18 protein-coding genes are annotated in these 19745 nt (G+C 74.2%); 4 read left to right on the forward strand and 14 right to left on the reverse strand.

Annotated features, from left to right (window positions below; all coding sequences use genetic code 11):
* Positions 1-17: 17 nt before the first annotated feature.
* The 5 genes from GCU60_RS06150 to GCU60_RS06170 form a co-directional block, all read right to left on the reverse strand.
* Complete coding sequence (locus GCU60_RS06150) at positions 18-527, reverse strand: MaoC family dehydratase (RefSeq protein WP_163203237.1); 510 nt, start codon at positions 525-527, stop codon at positions 18-20.
* Between the two features lie 91 nt (positions 528-618).
* Complete coding sequence (locus GCU60_RS06155; RefSeq protein ID WP_163203239.1) at positions 619-1131, reverse strand: DUF6912 family protein; 513 nt, start codon at positions 1129-1131, stop codon at positions 619-621.
* A gap of 85 nt (positions 1132-1216) precedes the next feature.
* Entirely contained in the window at positions 1217-2596 is a 1380-nt protein-coding gene (locus tag GCU60_RS06160; RefSeq protein ID WP_163203241.1) for a WS/DGAT/MGAT family O-acyltransferase, read from the reverse strand.
* A 66-nt stretch (positions 2597-2662) separates the two neighbouring features.
* Entirely contained in the window at positions 2663-3958 is a 1296-nt protein-coding gene (locus GCU60_RS06165; RefSeq protein WP_163203243.1) for an AAA family ATPase, read from the reverse strand.
* Positions 3958-4824 carry an SAF domain-containing protein gene (locus GCU60_RS06170; RefSeq protein ID WP_163203245.1) on the reverse strand — a complete coding sequence of 289 codons (867 nt, stop codon included), beginning with the start codon at positions 4822-4824 and terminating at the stop codon, positions 3958-3960. The genes GCU60_RS06165 and GCU60_RS06170 overlap by 1 nt, the downstream gene beginning before the upstream one ends.
* Positions 4825-5026: 202 nt before the next feature.
* Here GCU60_RS06170 and GCU60_RS06175 point away from each other — a divergent pair, with 202 nt between their 5' ends.
* Entirely contained in the window at positions 5027-5284 is a 258-nt protein-coding gene (locus tag GCU60_RS06175; RefSeq protein ID WP_163203247.1) for a helix-turn-helix domain-containing protein, read from the forward strand.
* A gap of 24 nt (positions 5285-5308) precedes the next feature.
* Here GCU60_RS06175 and GCU60_RS06180 read toward each other — a convergent pair whose 3' ends face one another.
* A complete protein-coding gene (locus GCU60_RS06180; RefSeq protein ID WP_163203249.1) occupies positions 5309-5881 on the reverse strand; it encodes a hypothetical protein in 573 nt (190 codons plus the stop codon).
* Between the two features lie 82 nt (positions 5882-5963).
* Here GCU60_RS06180 and GCU60_RS06185 point away from each other — a divergent pair, with 82 nt between their 5' ends.
* Together GCU60_RS06185 and GCU60_RS06190 are read left to right on the forward strand one after the other, a co-directional pair.
* The gene (locus GCU60_RS06185; protein ID WP_163203251.1) at positions 5964-6692 is read left to right on the forward strand and encodes a LysM peptidoglycan-binding domain-containing protein; all 729 of its coding nucleotides are present in this window, start codon (positions 5964-5966) and stop codon (positions 6690-6692) included.
* A 35-nt stretch (positions 6693-6727) separates the two neighbouring features.
* Positions 6728-7270 (forward strand): Rv3235 family protein, encoded by a 543-nt coding sequence (locus GCU60_RS06190; RefSeq protein WP_163203253.1) that lies wholly within the window; start codon positions 6728-6730, stop codon positions 7268-7270.
* Positions 7271-7345: 75 nt separating this feature from the next.
* Here GCU60_RS06190 and secA read toward each other — a convergent pair whose 3' ends face one another.
* Positions 7346-10315: a preprotein translocase subunit SecA gene (gene secA, locus GCU60_RS06195; RefSeq protein ID WP_163203255.1), complete on the reverse strand. Its 2970-nt coding sequence runs from the start codon at positions 10313-10315 to the stop codon at positions 7346-7348.
* Positions 10316-10409: 94 nt separating this feature from the next.
* On the opposite strand from secA, the gene GCU60_RS06200 reads away from it, so the two are divergent.
* Positions 10410-10802 (forward strand): pyridoxamine 5'-phosphate oxidase family protein, encoded by a 393-nt coding sequence (locus GCU60_RS06200; RefSeq protein WP_163203257.1) that lies wholly within the window; start codon positions 10410-10412, stop codon positions 10800-10802.
* A 46-nt stretch (positions 10803-10848) separates the two neighbouring features.
* Here GCU60_RS06200 and hpf read toward each other — a convergent pair whose 3' ends face one another.
* The 7 genes from hpf to GCU60_RS06235 form a co-directional block, all read right to left on the reverse strand.
* A complete protein-coding gene (hpf, locus tag GCU60_RS06205; RefSeq protein WP_163203259.1) occupies positions 10849-11532 on the reverse strand; it encodes a ribosome hibernation-promoting factor, HPF/YfiA family in 684 nt (227 codons plus the stop codon).
* Positions 11533-11571: 39 nt separating this feature from the next.
* On the reverse strand, positions 11572-12381 hold the full coding sequence (locus GCU60_RS06210) for a ComF family protein (protein WP_239520490.1): 810 nt from the start codon (positions 12379-12381) through the stop codon (positions 11572-11574).
* 92 nt (positions 12382-12473) lie between these two features.
* The gene (locus GCU60_RS06215; protein ID WP_163203261.1) at positions 12474-14204 is read right to left on the reverse strand and encodes an LpqB family beta-propeller domain-containing protein; all 1731 of its coding nucleotides are present in this window, start codon (positions 14202-14204) and stop codon (positions 12474-12476) included.
* Positions 14201-15916: an MtrAB system histidine kinase MtrB gene (gene mtrB / locus GCU60_RS06220; protein ID WP_163203263.1), complete on the reverse strand. Its 1716-nt coding sequence runs from the start codon at positions 15914-15916 to the stop codon at positions 14201-14203. Before mtrB ends, GCU60_RS06215 begins: the two co-directional genes overlap by 4 nt.
* 58 nt (positions 15917-15974) lie before the next feature.
* Positions 15975-16691, reverse strand: coding sequence for an MtrAB system response regulator MtrA (gene mtrA, locus GCU60_RS06225; RefSeq protein WP_163203265.1), 717 nt, complete (start codon positions 16689-16691; stop codon positions 15975-15977).
* Between the two features lie 166 nt (positions 16692-16857).
* On the reverse strand, positions 16858-18354 hold the full coding sequence (ahcY, locus tag GCU60_RS06230; protein ID WP_163203267.1) for an adenosylhomocysteinase: 1497 nt from the start codon (positions 18352-18354) through the stop codon (positions 16858-16860).
* Between the two features lie 197 nt (positions 18355-18551).
* Positions 18552-19697, reverse strand: coding sequence for a GmrSD restriction endonuclease domain-containing protein (locus GCU60_RS06235; RefSeq protein ID WP_163203269.1), 1146 nt, complete (start codon positions 19695-19697; stop codon positions 18552-18554).
* Positions 19698-19745 lie beyond the last annotated feature (48 nt).

Here is a 19745-nt window from a genome sequence, read left to right on the forward strand (position 1 = left end):
GGCACGCCCCGGCCGGCTCAGCTGCGGGGCTTGGGCTCCGGGCGGCCCGGCTGCTCGCCGCCGCGGGCCTCGCCGTAGGACTGCTTGGGGACCATGACCTTGCGGCGGAAGATGCAGACGACCGTGCCGTCCTGCTTGTAGCCGATGGTCTCGACGTAGACCACGCCGCGGTCGTCCTTGGACTTCGACGGCGTCTTGTCCAGCACGGTGGTCTCGCCGTAGATGGTGTCGCCGTGGAAGGTCGGCGCGACGTGGCGCAGCGACTCGATCTCCAGGTTGGCGATCGCCTTGCCCGAGACGTCCGGGACGCTCATGCCGAGCAGCAGCGAGTAGATGTAGTTGCCGACGACGACGTTCTTGCCGAAGTCGGTCGTCTTCTCCGCGTAGTTCACGTCCATGTGCAGCGGGTGGTGGTTCATGGTGAGCAGGCAGAACAGGTGGTCGTCGTACTCGGTGACGGTCTTCCCGGGCCAGTGCTTGTAGACGGCGCCGACCTCGAACTCCTCGTAGTACCGACCGAACTGCATGTGCTCGCTCCCGATGTCGACGCTGACGGACGGGTCGTGATCTTACGGACGCCGGGAGGGGTCGCATCCGCGGGCGGCCCGTTTCCCGCCGTCAGAGCAGCTCGAGCGCCGGGCCGATCTCCTGGGTGGCGTACCAGCCCAGCTCGTGGCCCTCGGCCTGGTCGACGACGAACTGCGCGTCCTCGCTGCCGAGGTCGGCCTCGAGCACCACGTTCACCGCGGCGCGGACATCGGCCTCTGCGTCGGCGTCGTCGAGGTGCGCGCTGGCGATGTCGGCGAGGGTGACCTCCTGCTCCAGCCGGGCCGCGCCCGGGTCGACGTGCGGGTCGTCCATCGGGGTGACCGCGGTGTCCGGCACGTCGGCGGCGAGCACCGCCCGGCGGCGCACGGCCATCGGGTCGAGGTCGAGCAGCCGCAGGCTCGCCCGGGCGGCGGCCAGCAGGGCGGCGTACTCCAGCTCCTCGGTGTCCGCGTCGGCGTCGCTGACGGCGTAGTACTCGCGCAGCTGGGGGGTCACGGCGAAGACCGTCTGCGGCGCGGGCAGACGCCCCTCGTCCACCAGCGTCCGCAGCACGGTCGTCGTCGCCGGCAGGTACACGCGCACGCGGCTCACCTCTTCGTCGTCGTCGGAAGGGCGACCGTATCCGGCCGGTCCCGGCCGGTCGTGCGCCGGCCGGGAACGGCACCGCTCAGGCGGAGGCCTCGACCAGGTCGGCGACCTGCTGCTCGATGAGATCGGCGAGCACGTCGACGTCGCCCACGCTGTCCCGGTCGGCGTTCAGACCGAAGAACACCGTGCCGTCGTAGGACGTCATGCCGATCGACAGCCCCTGGCCCCGGGCCAGCGGCACGACCGGGAAGACCTGCAGCATCCGGCCGCCGGCCGCGTACAGGGGCACCTGCGGGCCGGGCACGTTCGTGACCACCAGGTTGAACAGCCGGCGGGACAGCCCGCGGGCGGCCCGGGCCCCGAGGGCGTGCAGCGTGGACGGGGCGAAGCCGCTGAGCTCGATGAGGCTGTCCGCGCCGACCGAGCGGCCGTGCTGGGTGATCCCCCGCATCGCGTAGGTCAGCCGGGTCAGGCGCACCCGCGGGTTCGGCTCACCGACCGGCAGGTCCACCAGGTGCGAGGACACGTGGCTGCCCGGCGCCCCCTCGTCGTCCTGCTCGGAGACCGGGACGAGGGCGCGGACCGACGTCCCGTTCACCACCGGCTCGCCGCGGGAGAGCAGCCACTCCCGGAGCGCCCCGGTGACCACGGTGAGCAGCACGTCGTTGACCGTGCCGCCGTGCGCCTTGCGCACCCGCTTGAGGTCGTCGAGGTCGGCGCAGGCCACGGCGACCCGGCGCTGCCGGCCGACCGGCGCGTTCAGCGGGCTGTGCGGCGCCGGCAGGATCGCCGAGGTGGCGGTGCGCAGCAGACCGCCGGCCAGCCCACCGAGCCGGGCGGTGGTGGTGCGCGCGTCGGTCACCACCGCGCGGGCCGCGCCGACGAGGGACGACGGCCGGCGCCGGTACTCCTCCAGCGCCGACCTCACCAGCTCCACGCCCGACGGCAGCGGACGCGGGTGCCACGGCGCCGGTTCGGGGGCCGGCGCGTCGGGCGAGACGTCGAGCAGCACCTGCGCGATGTCGACCGCGCCCAGGCCGTCGACGAGGGCGGGATGGGTCTTGGTCACCACCGCCACCCGGCCGCTCCCGAGCCCCTCGACCAGGTAGGCCTCCCAGAGCGGGCGGCGGCGGTCCAGCGGCCGGGAGGTCAGCCGGGAGACGAGCTCCAGCAGCTGGGTCTCCGTGCCCGGGCGGGGCAGCCCGGAGCGGCGCAGGTGGTAGGCGATGTCGAAGTCGGGGTCGTCCACCCAGACCGGGTCGGCCAGGTGCCCCGGCACCTCGGCGACGCGCTGCCGGTACCGCGGGACCAGCGACAGCCGCGCCTCGATCAGCGACGCGAGGGCGTCCAGGCCGCCGGGGGGCGTCTCGAGGATCAGCACCCCGCCGACGTGCATCGGCGTGCCGGGCTCCTCCAGGTAGAAGAAGGAGGCATCCAGGGGGCTCAGGCGCTCCATCATGCATCTCCTTCCGGGCCGGGGGCCTCACGCTACGTCGGGGGCCCGGATCTGGCGAAACGCCGCCGATCAGCCGGCCCGACGGGCCAGGAGCCCCCGGCGGCCCGCGGCGGGGGCGCGCACCCCGGCCAGCTCGGCGGCCAGCGCGCGCAGCTCGCCGCGCAGCGGGGATCCCGGCGCCACCTCGGCCAGCGTGCGGCCGGCGGCGAGCGCCGCATCGGTGGCTCGACGGTCGGCCGGGAGGAACACGCGGGGCCGCCGGCCGGTGAACCGCTCGAGCGCCGCCGCGACCTCCTCGCGCGGATCGCCGGGCACCGGGCCGCGACGGAGCTGGTTGACCACGAGCACGGGCTCGACGTCGGGCAGCACCTCGCGGAGCTGGTCGAGCGCCCGGACGCACCGCTGGAGCGCGACCGGGTCGGCGCCGGTCACGCACAGCACCGTGTCGGCGTGCTCCAGGACCGCCAGCGTCGCCCCGTTGCGCCGGGGGGCGACCGTGTCGAAGGAGAGCTCCTCGTCGTCCTCCACGCTGAACGCGCAGTCGACGACCGTGAGGCGGGCCAGGCGACGCGCCTCCTCCAGGACCGTGGTGACCGCCGAGGGGCGCAGCTCCGGCCAGCGGTCGGCGCGGGCCAGCCCGGTGAGCACCCTCAGGTGCGGGCGGACGGCCCATGCCAACGACACCAGCGCGCGCGCGTCCAGCGTGCCGGCCCCGGCCTGCCGCGCGGCCCCGGCCAGCCCCGGCGACTCGTCCAGCAGACCCAGCACCTGCGCGACGACGCCGCCGCACACGTCGGCGTCGACCAGCAGGGAGGGCACGTCCAGCCGCGCGGCCTCGTCGGCGAGACCGACCGCGACGGTGGTGCGGCCGGGAGCGCCGGTGGGACCCCAGACGGCGACCACCCGGCCACCGCCGTCGGCGGCGGGGACCGGCTCGTCCGCCGGCGCGACCGGCGCCGGCAGTGCGCCCCGCAGGTCGGCGACGTCCCGGCTCTCCACCGGCCCGCCGGAGACGGCGTCGCGCAGGGCGGCGGCGATCGCTTGCGGATCGGCGTCGGCGGGCAGCACCTGGACGACGCCGAGCTGGCGCAGCCGCTGGGCCGCGCGCTCGTCACCGGGTTCGACCAGCCCGACCACGGCGACTCCCGCCGCGTGCAGCCGGGCCACGGTCTCGCCGTCCAGCCGGCGGAGCTCCGCGGAGAGCAGGGCCGCCTGACCGGTACCGGTGGCCGCGGCGGCGAGCAGCTCGGCGACGTCGACGCACCGGCGGACGACGGTCACGCCGTGGTCGTCGCGGTCCAGGGCGCCGACGAGCTCGGACTCCCACCCCGCGCCGGTGACCGCGGTGAAGACCTGCAGCGCCATCAGCCGGCCGGTCCAGCCGGTGCGGGCGCCGGGGCCTCGGCCGCCGGCGGAGGCGCGTCCGGTGCCGGGGCCGGCGCCGGGGGCACGTCCGGCGCCGGGGGCGTGCTCGGCGCCGCGGGCGCGCTGCTCGCGGGAGCGGTCGGCCGCGCGGCGCTCCCGACCGTGACCGGGCGGTCCGCCGGGTCGACGACCGACTCGTGCGCGACCACCACCAGGGGACGGCCGGCGATGGCGGCCAGCACGTCGGCGGCGTCGTCCGCGGGGACGCTGACCACGACCTGGACCGTGGTCGTCGGCGTCGACAGCACTCCCTCGCTGCTCCCGGAGACCGCCTGCACCGGCACGCCGCCGACGACGAGCGTGACGCTGCCGACCGCCGGGCCCGTGGCGCCGGCGGCGGGGTCGGCGACCGCGTAGACGTCGATCAGCCGGCCGCGCTGGACGCCCGGGGGCAGGTAGCCGGCCTGCACGGGCAGGGCCACCTGCACCAGGTCGGCCGGCTCCTCCAGCGCCGCGAACGGCAGGAGCTCACCGGCGCGCACGCCGCGGGACAGGACGCTGCCCTCCGGCCGGGTGTTCCCCGACAGGTAGAGGGAGGCTGCCTCGTCCAGCCGCACGTCGACCACGACGAGGTCCTCGCCGGTCAGCTCGGTGCCCGCGGCGAGGTCCGAGGCGGCGCTCCACACCGGCACGGTGGCGTCGGCGGCGCTGACCACGCGGGCGCCCAGCAGGACCGAGCCCAGCACCAGCAGCACGCCCAGGACCAGGCGGAGGTCGAGCCAGCTGGGGGCGCGGACCCGGCGGGGCGCCGGCCCGGCCGGGAGCTCCCCGGGATCGACGTTGACCGGATTCCGGGCGGCGGTCACGGCGTCTCACCTCTTCCAGCACGTCGGACGCCCAGGAAGGCGCGTTGACACGCCGTTGCCGAGTGCGGACGACGTTCGAACGCAGATGATGCGACACGAATGCGTTTCCGTGCATCCGCCATCCACACGAACGTGTGTGGACAACGGTCACCTTCCACCGGTGCGGCTGACAGACTGGGCGGCGACCGGATGGAGAACGCAGATGCCCACGCCCCGTTTCCTGACCCTCGACGACGTCGCCGAGATCCTCAACGTCTCGTGGTCGCAGGCCTATGCGCTCGTCCGCCGCAAGGAGCTGCTCGCGATCCAGATCGGCGGCCGCGGCCAGTGGCGGGTCGAGGTGGACGAGCTCGAGCGCTTCATCCAGCAGAAGTACGCCGAGGCCCGGGCCGGCACGGTTCCCGAGGAGCCCGCCACTCCGGAGAGCACCCCGGCAGCCGGAGCCGAGCAGCGCGCCTGACCGCGCGTCCTCGAGCCCGCGGGCTCAGTCCCAGCCGGGCAGGAGTGTCCGGACGACGGCCACCGCGTCGATGACGACGGCGTGCACCTGCCGCACCGCGCCGGCCCGCCGCGGCTCGTCGGCCGCGTGCTCGGCCAGATCCACGTGGTCGGCGCCCACCCGGTCGATGGTCCCGGTGAGGACCGTCCCCTCGTCCAGCACGACCTGAACGGCGCTCCGGTCGCGCGCCAGTCCGCGTAGCGCCCGCCGCAGGTCCAGCCGCACCCGCACCGGGGCGTCCTCCTCATCGGCCGGTGCCGCCCGGCGACCCAGGCCGGACACCGCGCGCACCGCACCGGTCGACACCAGCTGGTCACGACCGCGCCCGTCGTCGACCAGCAGCCAGTCCACCCCGACGTCGGCCAGCACACCCGTCACCCGGCCCGCGCCCCGGCAGGTGAGGACGACCTCGCTGCCGACCGAGCCGGCGAGCCGCTCGGCGAGCCGGACAGCGCCCATCTCCGCGCGGGCCCGCGACGCCCACTCCGCGCGCCCCTCGGCGTCCTCGGCCGCCTCGAACTGGGCCTGGAGGTCCGCGAAGAGCTGCTGCCACCGCATACGCACAGCCTAGATCGTGCTGATACTTGCGTTTGCGTGCATTTGCTTGCTTTAGTGTGGTCCCGTCAACGAGAGGAGGGTCATGTCGGTACTGCGACTGCTCGGCACGGCGCTCGGCATGTCCGCGATCGCCGCCTGTCTGACGGCCCTCGCACCGTCGCTCGCCGAGTCCGTGGGGGCGCTGTCCGTTCCGCAGGCGACCGTCGACGCCGCCGGCGCCGACGTCCTCGTGCTGCATCTCGTGGGCCTGCTCGCCTGGCTCGCCTGGGCCTGGGGCGCACTGGGCCTCCTCCTGACCGCGGCCTCCGCACTGCCCGGCCTGGCCGGCGATCTGGCCGCCGGCACGGTGCGCCGGGTGCTGCCCGCGGGTGCCCGCCGCGCCGCCGCGATCGCACTGGGCATCGGCCTCGGCATCGCCCCGCCGGCGCTTGGCGTCGCAGCGGGCGCGGTCGACGGCACGACCACCACGCAGGAACTCGCGAGGCCCACCGTCCGCTCCGCCGTGCCCGACTGGGCGGCCTCCACCGTGCCCGAGCGGCAGCCGACCCACGTCCCCGACTGGGCGGCCCCCGCCCCCGCCGGGGTCCCGGACTGGCCGCAGGTCGCCGCCGGTGAGCACGTCGTCGTCCGTGGCGACTGCCTGTGGTCCATCGCCGAGCGCCGCCTGGCGGCCGGCACCGGCTCCGAGCCGACGTCCGCGGAGGTGGCCGTCGCCGTCCGGGCGTGGTGGCAGGCCAACGCCGACGTCATCGGCCCCGACCCCGACCTCCTCCTGCCGGGCCAGGTCCTGCGCCCGCCCGTCCTGCCCTGACCCGCACCTCTACCTCGCCCGACCTGGGAGCCCCGATGACCGCGCCGTCCCGCACCGCCCCGTCCACCACCCACCCGGCACTCCGGCTGGCCGTCGTCGCCACGCCGCAGCCCCCGCTCGAGGAGCGGCCGGCGCTGCGCCTGGTGCAGCCGGGGGCCACGGTCCCGCGACCGGCGCACCGGCCCGGTCCGCGGCCGCGGACGCTGGCCGCCCCCGTGCCCGACGGCGACTTCGGGCCGGTGTGGTCGGCGCGGTCCGACCTCCCGGGCGCCGCGGAGACCGGGCGCGCCCTGCTGACCACCACGCTCGAGGCGCTCACCGGGCGCCGGCCGCTCACCCAGCTGCGCCCGTTCACCGCGGCCGGCCTCTACGCCGCGCTGACCAGCGGCCGCCGCCCCGGGTGGTGCGCCGAGGGGAGCGCCCCGGTGATCCTCGGCCGGGTCCGGGTGTGCGAGCCGGTGGACGGGGTGGCCGAGATCAGCGCCGTCGCCCATCGCGCCGGCCGGGCGCACGCGGTCGCCGCCCGCCTGGAGGGCATCGACGGTCGCTGGCGGTGCACCGCCCTGCAGATCGGCTGAGCCGAGCCGGTCGCCCCGGACAGCACGACGCCCCGCCGACCATCGTGGTCGGCGGGGCGTCGTCGGGTCAGCGGATCAGTTGGCTCCGGCTCCCCCGTGGCACTGCTTGTACTTCTTGCCCGAGCCGCAGGGGCAGGGCGCGTTGCGCGGGGTCTCCTTGGTGCCGGAGACCGTCGCGGTCTTGGCCGCCTTCGCCCGACCGCCGTCGGCCGCCGAGGCGTCCAGGCTGGGCGCGGAGTACGTCAGGTTCTCCGGAGGCCGGGGCTGGTCGAGACCCTTGACCGCCAGCTCCGGACCGGTGCCCGAGGGCGCCGGCTCCGCTGCGACCGGAGCCGCGGGAGCGGCCGGCGCAGCTGCGGGCTTGGTCCGGCGGGCGGTCGCCGGGGCGGGGGTGGTCGCCGGCGCGGGAGCGGGTGCGGTCGTGCCCCCGGCGGCCTTGGCAGCGGCGGCCTGGCGGGCCAGCACCTTCGCCGTCCCCTCCTGCGCCGCGGCCAGCGCCTTGGCCTCGGCCTCGGCCTGCTTGGCCTTGGCCTCCGCCTCCTGCTCGTCCTTGGTCTTCACCTCGAGGTTGAAGAGGAAGCCGACCGACTCCTCCTTGATGCCGTCGAGCATCGCCACGAACATGTCGTAGCCCTCGCGCTGGTACTCCACGACCGGGTCGCGGTTGGCCATCGCGCGCAGGTGGATGCCGGCCCGCAGGTAGTCCATCTCGTAGAGGTGCTCGCGCCACTTGCGGTCCATGACCGAGAGCAGCACCCGGCGCTCCAGCTCGCGCATGACCTCCGCGCCGAGCTTCGCCTCGCGGTCGGCGTACGCACGGTGCACGTCGTCGAGCAGCGCCTGCTTCAGGCTGCCGGGGGTGAGGTCGGTCTGCTCCCCGCCGGCCACCTGGTCGACGAGCTCGTCGATGGTCGGGCCCACCGGGTACAGCGCCTTGAGGCCGGTCCACAGCTGCTCGAGGTCCCAGTCCTCGGCGTAACCGGTCTCGGTCGCGCCGTCGACGTAGGCGGCGACCACGTCGTCGACCATCGTGCGGACCTGCTCGTGCAGGTCCGCGCCGTCGAGCACCTTGCGCCGCTCGTCGTAGATGACGGTGCGCTGGCGGTTGAGCACCTCGTCGTACTTCAGGACGTCCTTGCGGACCTCGTGGTTCTGCTGCTCCACCTGGGTCTGCGCCGACAGGATCGCCCGGGTGACCATCTTCGACTCGATGGGCTGGTCGTCGGGCACCCGCAGGGTGTTCATCATCGACTCGAGCATCGGGCCGTTGAACCGGCGCATCAGGTCGTCGCCGAGGGAGAGGTAGAAGCGCGACTCCCCCGGGTCGCCCTGGCGGCCGGAGCGGCCGCGCAGCTGGTTGTCGATGCGGCGGCTCTCGTGCCGCTCGGTGCCCAGCACGTACAGACCGCCGGCCTCGGTGACCGCCTCGTGCTCGGCCTTCACCTGTGCCTTCGCGACCTCCAGCGCCTCGTCCCAGGCGGCCTCGTACTCCTCCGGCGTCTCCGACGGGGAGAGCCCCCGGGCGCGGAGCGTCTCGTCGGCGATGAAGTCGGCGCTGCCCCCGAGCTGGATGTCGGTGCCCCGACCGGCCATGTTGGTGGCCACGGTGACCGCGCCCGGCCGCCCGGCCTGGGCGATGATCGTCGCCTCCCGGGCGTGGTTCTTCGCGTTCAGGACCTCGTGCGGGATGCCGCGCTTGAGCAGGAACTTCGCCAGGAGCTCGGACTTCTCGACGCTGGCGGTACCGACCAGCACCGGCTGGCCGACCTCGTGGCGCTCGGCGATGTCCTCGACGACGGCCTCGAACTTCGCCTGCTCCGTCTTGTAGATGACGTCGGAGCGGTCCTGCCGGACCATCGGCCGGTTCGTCGGGATCGGCACGACGCCCAGCTTGTAGGTCTGGTGCAGCTCGGCGGCCTCGGTCTGGGCCGTACCGGTCATCCCGGAGAGCTTCTCGTAGAGCCGGAAGTAGTTCTGGAGGGTGATCGTGGCGAGCGTCTGGTTCTCGTCCTTGATCTTCACCTTCTCCTTGGCCTCGATGGCCTGGTGCATGCCCTCGTTGTAGCGGCGCCCGGCCAGCACGCGGCCGGTGAACTCGTCGACGATGAGGACCTCGCCGTTGCTGACGATGTACTGCTGGTCCTTCTTGAACAGCTCCTTGGCCTTGAGCGCGTTGTTCAGGTAGCCGATCAGCGGGGTGTTGACCGCCTCGTAGAGGTTGTCGATGCCGAGCTGGTCCTCGACGAACTCCACGCCCTCCTCGGTGACGGCGACCGTGCGCTTGGCCTCCTCCACCTCGTAGTGGACGTCGCGCTTCATCATCGGGACGATCCGCGCGAACTCGAGGTACCACTTGCCCGCGGTCTCGGCCGGGCCGCTGATGATCAGCGGGGTGCGGGCCTCGTCGATGAGGATCGAGTCGACCTCGTCGACGATCGCGTAGTGGTGGCCGCGCTGGACCAGGTCGGCCTTGCTCCACGCCATGTTGTCGCGCAGGTAGTCGAAGCCGAACTCGTTGTTCGTGCCGTAGGTGATGTCGGCGGCGTAGTGCTCGCGGCGCTCGGCCGGGGTCTGGCCGGACAGGATCGTGCCCACGCTCAGCCCGAGGAAGCGGTGCACGCGGCCCATCCACTCGGCGTCGCGCTTGGCCAGGTAGTCGTTGACCGTGACGACGTGCACGCCCTTGCCGGTGAGCGCGTTGAGGTAGGCCGGCAGCACGCCGGTCAGGGTCTTGCCCTCACCGGTGCGCATCTCGGCGATGTTGCCCAGGTGCAGCGCCGCACCGCCCATCAGCTGGACGCGGAAGTGCCGCTGGCCCAGCGTCCGGGTGGCCGCCTCCCGGACGACGGCGAAGGCCTCGGGCAGCAGCGCGTCGAGGGACTCCCCGTCGGCGTGCCGCTCCTTGAACTCATCGGTCTTGGCCCGCAGCTCGGCGTCGGTGAGGTCGGTGTAGTCGTCGGCGATCGACTCGACCGCATCGGCGATTCTGGAGAGCCGACGGACGAGCTTGCCCTCACCGGCACGGAGGATCTTCGAGAACACCACGTCCCCAGCGTAGGCGGCCCGGTCGGCAGTGCGGTCCCCCCGACCGCCTGGAGCGGCGCCCGGGCACCACGCGCCCCATCCGTACGCTCCCGGTATGGCCCGCGACCTCTCCGACCCCGGCCCCGGCCTGCTGGAGTTCCTCACCGAGCGGCACCTCGCCACGCTCACCACGTTGCGCGCCGACGGCACGCCCCACGTGGTGCCGGTCGGCGTCACCTACGACGCCGCGACGCGCACCGCACGAGTGATCACCTCGGGCACGTCGGCGAAGGCGCGGCACGTCCGCGACGGGCAGGGTCGCGTCGCCGTCTGCCAGGTGGACGGGCGGCGCTGGGCGACCCTGGAAGGAGCGGCGGTGGTCCGGGACGACGCCGAGTCCGTCGCCGACGCGGTCGAGCGCTACGCACGCCGGTACCGGCAGCCCAGGGAGAACCCGGCGCGCGTCGTCATCGAGATCTCGGTCGACCGGATCCTCGGCAACGCCTGATCCGGCGACCGGGCGGGGGCGCGGTCGGCCGCGCCCCCGCCCAGGGTCAGACGGTCGCCGCCTCGGGGGCGGCGGGCACCGGTGCCGCGCCGTCCTGCGCGACGGGATCGAGCCGGATCAGCCCGTAGTCGTAGGCGTGCCGGCGGTAGACGACCGTCGGCTGCCCGGTGTCGGCGCACTGGAAGAGGAAGAAGTCGTGACCGACCAGCTCCATCTCGTGGAGCGCCTGGTCGACGGTCATCGGCGTGGCGGGGTGGTGCTTCTCGCGCACCACCTGGCCGGGCAGGTGTTCGTCCAGCTCGGTGACGTGCGGCCCGGAGGCGAGCTCGCGGTCGAGCTGGAGCTGCTGCTCGATGTTCAGTTCGGGGTGCCCCGCGTCCAGGGGGCTGCCGGCGAGCCGGACGCTCTCCGGGGTACGGCGCCCGTGGTGCACGCGGCGGCGGTCGGCCGCCCGGCGCAGCCGGTTGTCCAGCTTCCCGGACGCCAGGTCCAGCGCGGCGTAGAAGTCGGGGCCGGCGGCTTCGGCCCGGACCACCGGCCCCTTGCCGCGCAGCGTGATCTCCACGCGCTGGCAGGCGGCCGACTGGCGGGGGTTCTTCTCGTGGAACAGTTCCACGTCGATGCGCGAGAGCTTGGCGTCGAACCGCTCCAGCTGACCGACCTTGTCCTCGACGTGCTGTCGGTAGTGCTCGGGAACTTCGACGTTACGACCACGGACCACGATCTCCATGAGACCTCCCGGTTGGGACGGGTATTGGTCGCTTCGACGCTAGTCCCTCCGCCGTGGTCCCGACAGTCGATCGAGGTCGTGGCCGGGGACGGTCGGGAGCCGGTACGGGCCGGGCCCGGGACACGCCCCGGGCGTCGTCCCCGACGGTCTCGGTGTGGCCGCCACGACCGCCGCGAGCACCGGTGCCGAGTCCGGTGCGAGCCCGGCCGACAGCACCCGCGCCGCCTCGCACAGCGTGGCCCCGGTGGTGACGACGTCGTCCACGAGCACGAGCAACGCCCCCGGTGGCGGGGCCGCGGCACCCGGGTCGGGCGCGAAGCTGCCGGCGAGGTTGGCCCGGCGCTGCGCCGGCGTCAGCCCGGCGGAGTCACGCACCCGCCCGCGACGGCGGAGCAGCCGCTGCTGCCGGGCCGGGACCCCGGCGGCCCGCAGCTCGGTCACCGCCCGGGACGTCAGCTCGCGCACGTGGTCCCGCCCGCGCGCCCGCAGCGCCGCCCGTGACGCGGGCAGCGGCACGAGCACCACGGGGGCGGCCGGGTGCAGGGACCCGAGGCGGACGGCGGCGACCGCGAGTGCCAGCGCGGCCCCGAGGGGCCGGGCCAGCTCGGCGCGGCCGTGCTCCTTGAAGGCGTTGACCAGCGGTCGCACGGGACCGGCGTAGGCACCCGCGGCCACGGTCGGTGGCAGGCCCACCGGGAAGCGGCGCGGCTGGGCCAGCCGCGGCACGGTGAGCAGCGCGGCGCACGGAGGGCAGACGCTGCGGCCGGGCACGCCGCAGCCGGCGCAGGTGCGCGGCAGCACCAGGTCGGCGAGCGCAGCCCCCACCTCCCGGAGCGTCGAACCGGCCATTCCCGCAGCCTATGGCCCCGTCCCGAGGCTCGGGCCGAGCCTGCGAGGCCTGAGGAGGACGGGGTCCTTCCCCTGTGGACGGGGCGCGACGCTCAGAGCGGGTAGAACGGCGCCGCGCCGGGCAACGGCTCCGCCCCGCGGACCAGCGTCACCCACGTCCCGCCGGCCAGTTGCCACATCGTGTCCTGGGCGATGACCAGGGCCTGCCGGTCGGGCGCGACAGCCAGCGACGTCGGCTGGCTGGGCAGCCCGGAGGTGGTCACCTGCACCAGCCCCCACCCGTCGACGCCCACCGCGTACGGGACGATGCGGTCCTCCCCCTCGTCCCCGGCCAGTACGAGCAGCGTGGCACTGTCCCGCCAGGCGACGTCGGTGACCTGGGCCAGGCTCGGCGCCACCTCCCGCAGGTCGCGCAGCACCACGGCGCCGTCGTCGGACCGGACGACGGTGCCCACGTACAGCCGGCGGCCCCCCGGGCCGTCGACGACGACGGCCGCGCGGACACCGTCCGGGGAGAGCTGCAGGACCTCGGTGCGGCCGAGCCCGGCCAGCGTGGGGGCGGCGACCGGCTGCGGCGGACCACCGGCAGGGACCCGCACCACCTCGGTGCCGTCCCGCACCACCCAGGCCTCGCTCCGGGTGGCGGCGACGGTGGGAGCGCTCAGCGTCGCTCCGCTGAGCACCGGGGAGAGCTCGCCGTCGTACGGGCCGGCCAGCAGCGTGGCGCCGGTCGGGTCGGGGCGGACGCCGACCAGGAAGGACAGCCGGCCGCTGGCCTCCTCGGCCGACACGGCGGCGCTGCTGAGCCCGTAGGCGCCCTCGCCGGCCGGCCCCGGGGTCGGTTCGCCCCGGAGGACCGTGCGCAGGGCACCGCCCTCCAGGTAGTGGCCGACGCCGTCGATCGGCACCGCATCGGGGTCGAAGGCCGCCCAGTCCTCGACCGTCTGCTGCTCCGGGACGTCGGCCGGCTGCACCGGCTCACCGTCCACCAGGACGACGACCTCGTTGATCCGCGGCCGATCCAGCTGGGTGAGCGTCCAGACCAGCTGGGCACAGATCTTGGCCAGCTCGGGCGACGGCTCGGCCGGCAGCCCGGTCAGCTCGACCGTCGCCAGCTGGTCCTCGACGGTGACCGCCCGGCTCAGCCGCACGCCCGCGATCGGGTTGCGGACCCCCTGGGCCAGCGGGGCCGATGGGCCGGCCAGCAGCCGGTCCACCGCCTGCGTCGGCTGCGACTCCCCGGCGATCAGGTAGCGCGGATCGGGCACCACCCGCTGCTCGGTCGGGTCGAGGAAGTACAACTGGATCTGGTCGTAGAGCCGCTCGAAGTCAGGCTGCAGCATGATCAGGCCGTCCGGGGGGTCGCTCAGCCGCCACTCGCCCTCGACCTGCTCGAGGCGGAACTCGCGGGTGAAGAGGTCGCGGCCGCTCATGGTGAAGACGCCCCGCGGGTCCACCGTGCCGACGAGGTTCGCCGTCACCGCCACCGTCCCGGAGTCGGTGATCGCGGTGGCGTAGTCGGTCCGGATGATGCTGATGCCGGTCTCGTCCTGCCAGGTCTCGGCCGCGAGCGGCGTGAGGTGCTGACGCGCCACGGGGTGCGGGGACACCGTGCTGGCCGAGGCATCGATGAAGGTGCGCACGACCTCCTCGGGGCTGGCGCCCGGCGCCGGCGGCAGCGGCTCGATGCCGACGGACTCCGCGGGGCGCTGCGGCGCCTGGGTGATGATGTTGGTCGGCGAGCTGCTGGGCACCGTCGAGCACGACACCAGGGGCAGCGCCGCGGCCAGCAGCACCGCCGGCAGCGTGCGTCGGCGACTCATCGGGGGCCTCCCGCACGGCGCAGCCGGACCGGGCGCAGCGGCAGCGGCGAGCTGGTCAGGTCCTCCCCCGCCACCAGGGGGACCGTGAGGCGGAACTGGGCACCGGCGCCGGGCTGGCCCCACACCTGCAGCCAGCCGCCGTGCAGACGGGCGTCCTCGAGGCTGATCGACAGGCCCAGGCCGCTGCCGCCGACGGTCCGCACCCGGGAGGGGTCGGCCCGCCAGAATCGGTCGAACACGTGCTGGGCCTCCCCGGCGCTCAGCCCCACGCCGTGGTCCCGGACCGTCACGGCGGCGGCCGAACGGTTGGACGCCAGGGTGATCTCCACCGGGTGCCCGGCCCCGTGCTCGATGGCGTTGCCCACCAGGTTGCGCAGGATGCGCTCGACGCGGCGGGCGTCGACCTCGGCGAGCACCGCCTCCGCCGGGACGGTGACCTGCAGCTCGCACTCGTGCCGCAGCGCCAGCGCCGTCATGCCGTCGACGACCCGGTCGACCAGCGCGCCGAGGTCGGTGGGTGCGGAGTCCAGGACGGCGGCGCCGGCGTCGTAGCGGCTGATCTCCAGCAGGTCGGTGAGCAGCGCCTCGAACCGGTCGAGCTCGGTGTGCAGCAGCTCGGCGGAGCGGGCCACGTGCGGGGCGAACTCGTCGCGGGACTCGTGCAGGATCTCCGCGGCCATCTGCACGGTGGTCAGCGGGGTGCGCAGCTCGTGCGACACGTCGGAGGTGAACCGCTGCTGCAGCTGGGAGAGCCCCTCGAGCTGGGTGATCTGCCGCTGGAGGCTGTCGGCCATGGCGTTGAAGCTGGTGGCCAGGCGGGCGAGGTCGTCCTCACCACGGACGACCATGCGTTCCTCGAGCTGGCCCTCCGCGAGCCGTTGCGCCGTGCCGGCCGCGCGCCGCACCGGGTCCACGACCAGCCGGGTGACCAGCACCGCGATGCCGACGACGAGGAGGGTCAGCGCCACGCCGCTGATGACCACGGTGCTGCGGATCAGCGAGAGGCTCTCCTGCTCCTGCTGGAGCGGGAAGGCGTAGTACAGCTCGATGCGGTCGGGGCCCTGTGCGTCACCGGAGACGGGCGAGCCCACGAGCAGCGTCGACTGCAGGTCACCGGTGGCGTCGGGCACCTGGTCGTACTTGGACGCCTGGCTGCCGGAGTCGACGGCCGCCCGCAGCTCCCGCGGCAGCGCCTCGTAGAGCGGCCGGCGGGTGGTGGTCGTCCGGTCCTGGTTGGCGGGGCGGTAGACCATGACGACGTCGAAGTCGCCGGCGGCCCCGCCCCGCTGCAGCAGCGCGTTCACGGTGCGGTCGAGGGTGGAGCGGACGCTCGCCGCGTCGCCGGTGGCGATGCCGGCCACCTCGTTCTGCGCGTACACGACGCCGGCCTGCACCTGGTCGATCGCGGCCTGCCGCTTGACGTCGAGCAGCTGGTCCCGGATCTGGCTGAACAGCACCATGCTGACGATCACCACCACCGTGCCCGCCACCACCGTGGTGATGGCGCCGATGCGGACCTGCAGCGAGGAGCGCCAGGTGGCCAGCGCACGGCGCGCCTCCCGGCGGGTGGCCTGTCGCAGCCGCCGTCGGCCGGTGCCGGCCCGCCGCCACAGACCGCGCCGGATGCGCCGCAGCTCGTCGGCCAGGGGGCGCCGGTCGGGGGCGCTCGGCCCCGACCCGGCGTCCGTCTCGGGCAGACGAGTGGCGGTCACCGCTCCATTGTCGCGGACCCGGCACCGGATCCGGGGAGCGCGCGCCCGGCGACCACGGTCAGGGCGGGCCGGCCTTGTAGCCGACCCCGCGCACGGTCAGCACGACCTCGGGCTTCTCCGGGTCGCGCTCGACCTTGGCGCGCAGGCGCTGGACGTGCACGTTCACCAGGCGGGTGTCGGCGGCGTGCCGGTAGCCCCACACCTGCTCGAGCAGCAGCTCGCGGGTGAACACCTGCCGCGGCTTGCGGGCCAGCGCCACCAGCAGGTCGAACTCCAGCGGGGTGAGAGCGATGGGCACGCCGTCGCGGCTCACCTGGTGCGCCGGGACGTCGATCTGCACGTCGCCGATGCTCAGGTTCTCGGCCTGGCCGGTCTCGCCACGGCGCAGCTGGGCCCGCACGCGGGCCACCAGCTCCACCGGCTTGAACGGCTTGGTCACGTAGTCGTCGGCGCCGGCCTCCAGCCCCTGGACGACGTCGATCGTGTCGCCCTTGGCCGTGAGCATGACGATGGGCACCGACGACTGCTGCCGGATGTCCTGGGCGATCTGCAGGCCGTTGCGGCCGGGCAGCATCAGGTCCAGGAGGACGAGGTCCGGCCGGGTCTGCTGGAAGACGCTGAGCGCGCGGTTGCCGTCGGAGACGAACGCAGGCTCGTACCCCTCGCGCCGCAGCACGATGCCGAGCATCTCGGCGAGGGCGGCGTCGTCGTCGACGACCAGGACACGGCCGCGACTGGGCCCGTTCTGGGGAGCGGTGGGTGGCACGGCGACCATTCTGCGCTGATCACGCAAGAAGTTGTCCCACCCGCCCGGGTGAGACGCCCCAGAAAGCGGGCCTTCCGGTTCCGGAAGGCTCGCTTTCTGGGGTGCCGGGACGGATCGGCCCGGCCGCAGGGACCCGAGGCGCGCGAAGCGTGTCGCGGGGAGCGGCCGGGTCCTTTCAGTAGCGGTAGTGGTCGCTCTTGTAGGGACCCTCGACCGGCACACCGATGTAGTCGGCCTGCACCTTGGACAGCTCGGTCAGCTTCACGCCGAGCGCGTCGAGGTGCAGCCGGGCCACGTGCTCGTCCAGCTTCTTGGGCAGCACGGTGACGCCGGGGGTCTGGCCCTCGTAGGCGGCGCGGTTGTTCCACAGCTCGATCTGGGCGAGGACCTGGTTGGAGAACGAGGCGCTCATGACGAAGCTGGGGTGCCCGGTGGCGTTGCCCAGGTTCAGCAGCCGGCCCTCGGACAGCAGGATGATCGTGTGGCCGTCGGCGAACCGCCACTCGTCGACCTGCGGCTTGATCGTCGTCCGGGTGATGCCCGGGGTCCTGGCCAGGCCGGCGACGTCGATCTCGTTGTCGAAGTGCCCGATGTTGCCGATGATCGCCTGGTGCTTGGTCTGACCGAGCTGCTCGGCCGAGATGATGTCCTTGTTGCCGGTCGCGGTGATGATGATGTCGGCCTTGCCGATGACCTCGTCCAGCGTGGTCACCTCGTAACCGTGCATCGCCGCCTGCAGGGCGTTGATCGGGTCGATCTCGGTGACGATGACGCGGGCGCCCTGGCCGCGCAGCGACTCGGCACACCCCTTGCCGACGTCGCCGTAGCCGCAGACGACGGCGACCTTGCCGCCGATCATCACGTCGGTGGCGCGGTTGATGCCGTCGATCAGCGAGTGCCGGCAGCCGTAGAGGTTGTCGAACTTGCTCTTGGTGACCGAGTCGTTGACGTTGATGGCCGGGAAGAGCAGGCGGCCGTCGCGGGCGAGCTCGTAGAGCCGCATGACGCCGGTGGTGGTCTCCTCGGTGACGCCGGTGATGCCCTGGCCGATGCGGGTCCAGTAGCCGCCGTCCTCGGCGAGCGTGCCGCGGAGCGTCTCGAGGATGACGCCGTACTCCTCGGAGTCGGCCTCGGTGGTGTCGGGGACGACGCCGTCGGCCTCGAAGCGGGTGCCGAGGTGGATCAGCAGGGTGGCGTCGCCGCCGTCGTCGAGCAGCATGTTCGGGCCGACGACCTCGCCGGAGGAGTCGCGGAACTCGAACAGCCGCTGGGTGCACCACCAGTACTCGGGCAGCGTCTCGCCCTTCCAGGCGAAGACCGGCACGCCGGCGGGCTCCTCCGGGGTGCCCTCGCCGACGACGATCGCGGCGGCGGCGTGGTCCTGGGTGGAGAAGATGTTGCAGCTGACCCAGCGCACGTCGGCGCCCAGCGCGGTGAGGGTCTCGATGAGGACGGCGGTCTGCACGGTCATGTGCAGGGAACCGGCGATGCGGGCGCCGGCCAGCGGCTGGGCGTCGCCGTACTCGGCGCGCAGGGCCATGAGGCCGGGCATCTCGTGCTCGGCGAGCTGGATCTCCTTGCGGCCGAACGGCGCGAGGCAGAGGTCGGCGACCTTGTGGTCGGCCTCGCCGGTGGGCGTGGTCAGCGTGCGGGTGCCAGTGCTGGCGGTCATGTCGCTCCAGTGTCCGCGCCCGGCCGTGGTCCGGCGGGCGCTGAGGGGTCGCTGAGAATGAGCGAGCATGCCGAGGCTTCGGCGGGGCTCGTGCCGCAGCCCAGGATAGGACGGCGGCCCGGAGAGGGACGGCCCTCCCGGCTCGAACGGATCGGTTGTGCCCCACCTACTTCGGCACGAATCCCGTCCGACTGGAGTCAGGACTCGCAGCCGACCCCGTCACCGTCGCGGTCGAACTTCGGCTGCCAGCCGGGGTCACCGGCCCGGATGGGTGCCGCCCCGGCGGCCTTGACGTCCGAGCAGTTGGCGTAGAAGGCACTCGGCGCGGGGGCAGGAGCCGGAGCGGGTGCCGGTGCAGGAGCCGGCGCAGGCGCGGGCGCAGGCGCAGGCGCGGGCTCGGGGGCCGGAGCGGGTGCCGGCGCGGGCTTGGGAACGGGGGCGGGAGCGGGTGCCGGAGCGGGCAGCTCCGCGACGACCCCGCCGGGCAGTGGCTCGTCCGGGCAGCTGCTCAGGACGGTGGCCATCGTGTTCTGCTCCGCCTGGGTGATCCAGGCGCCGTAGCGGACCTTCACGGCCACCTGCCGGGCGACGTAGGCGCAGCGGTACCCGCGCACCGGCGGCAGCCAGGTCGCCGCGTCGCCGTCGCCCTTCTGCATGTTCAGCGGGCCGTCGACGGCCAGCAGGTTCAGCGGGTCGTTGGCGAAGGCGGTGCGGGTGGTCGTGTCCCAGCCCTGCGCGCCCTTCTGCCAGGCGTCGGACAGCGCGACGACGTGGTCGATCTGGACGTCGTCGCTGGTGCCCTGTCCGCGGACGAAGTCGATGCTGCGGCCGGAGTAGGGGTCGGCCAGCGTGCCGGTGAGCACGACGCAGTTGCGCGTGCCCGGCTTGAAGGCCTCACCGGTGAGGTCGCGGGCGAGGACGTCGTTGCGGGTGTCGCAGCCGTTGCGGTCGGTGTCCACCCAGCCGGAGCCGAACAGGCCGCGGTCGTAGCCGGTGCGCGGGGCCCGGCCCTTCACCTCGAGTGCCGCGAGGGCGGCCAGCGCGGAGGTGGGCGCGGCCGTGCCGACCACGGCCCGGGTGCTCGTCTCGTCGAGCATGCCGGCCGCATTCGCGATGCGATCGGCCTCGACGGCCGCCTCCGCGGTCTCCTGCTCGGCGAGCGCCGCATCGGCCGCCGCCGCGGCCGCGTCCAGCTCGGCAGCGCTCAGCGAGGGCGGAGTCTCCCGGGACGAGGACTCGGTCGACGGCGCCGTCTCGGCGCACCCGCCGAGCAGGGTCAGCGCCACGAGGGCGGCGAGTGCCCCTGGGACGGAACGACGCGGACGGGTGGAGCGAGCGGTCACGACAGATCCCCCGGGGCGAGAAGACAGCGCCCCGAAGCTAGGCGCGGC

Source organism: Blastococcus saxobsidens (genome assembly GCF_010682065.1).
Lineage (GTDB): Bacteria > Actinomycetota > Actinomycetes > Mycobacteriales > Geodermatophilaceae > Blastococcus > Blastococcus saxobsidens_B.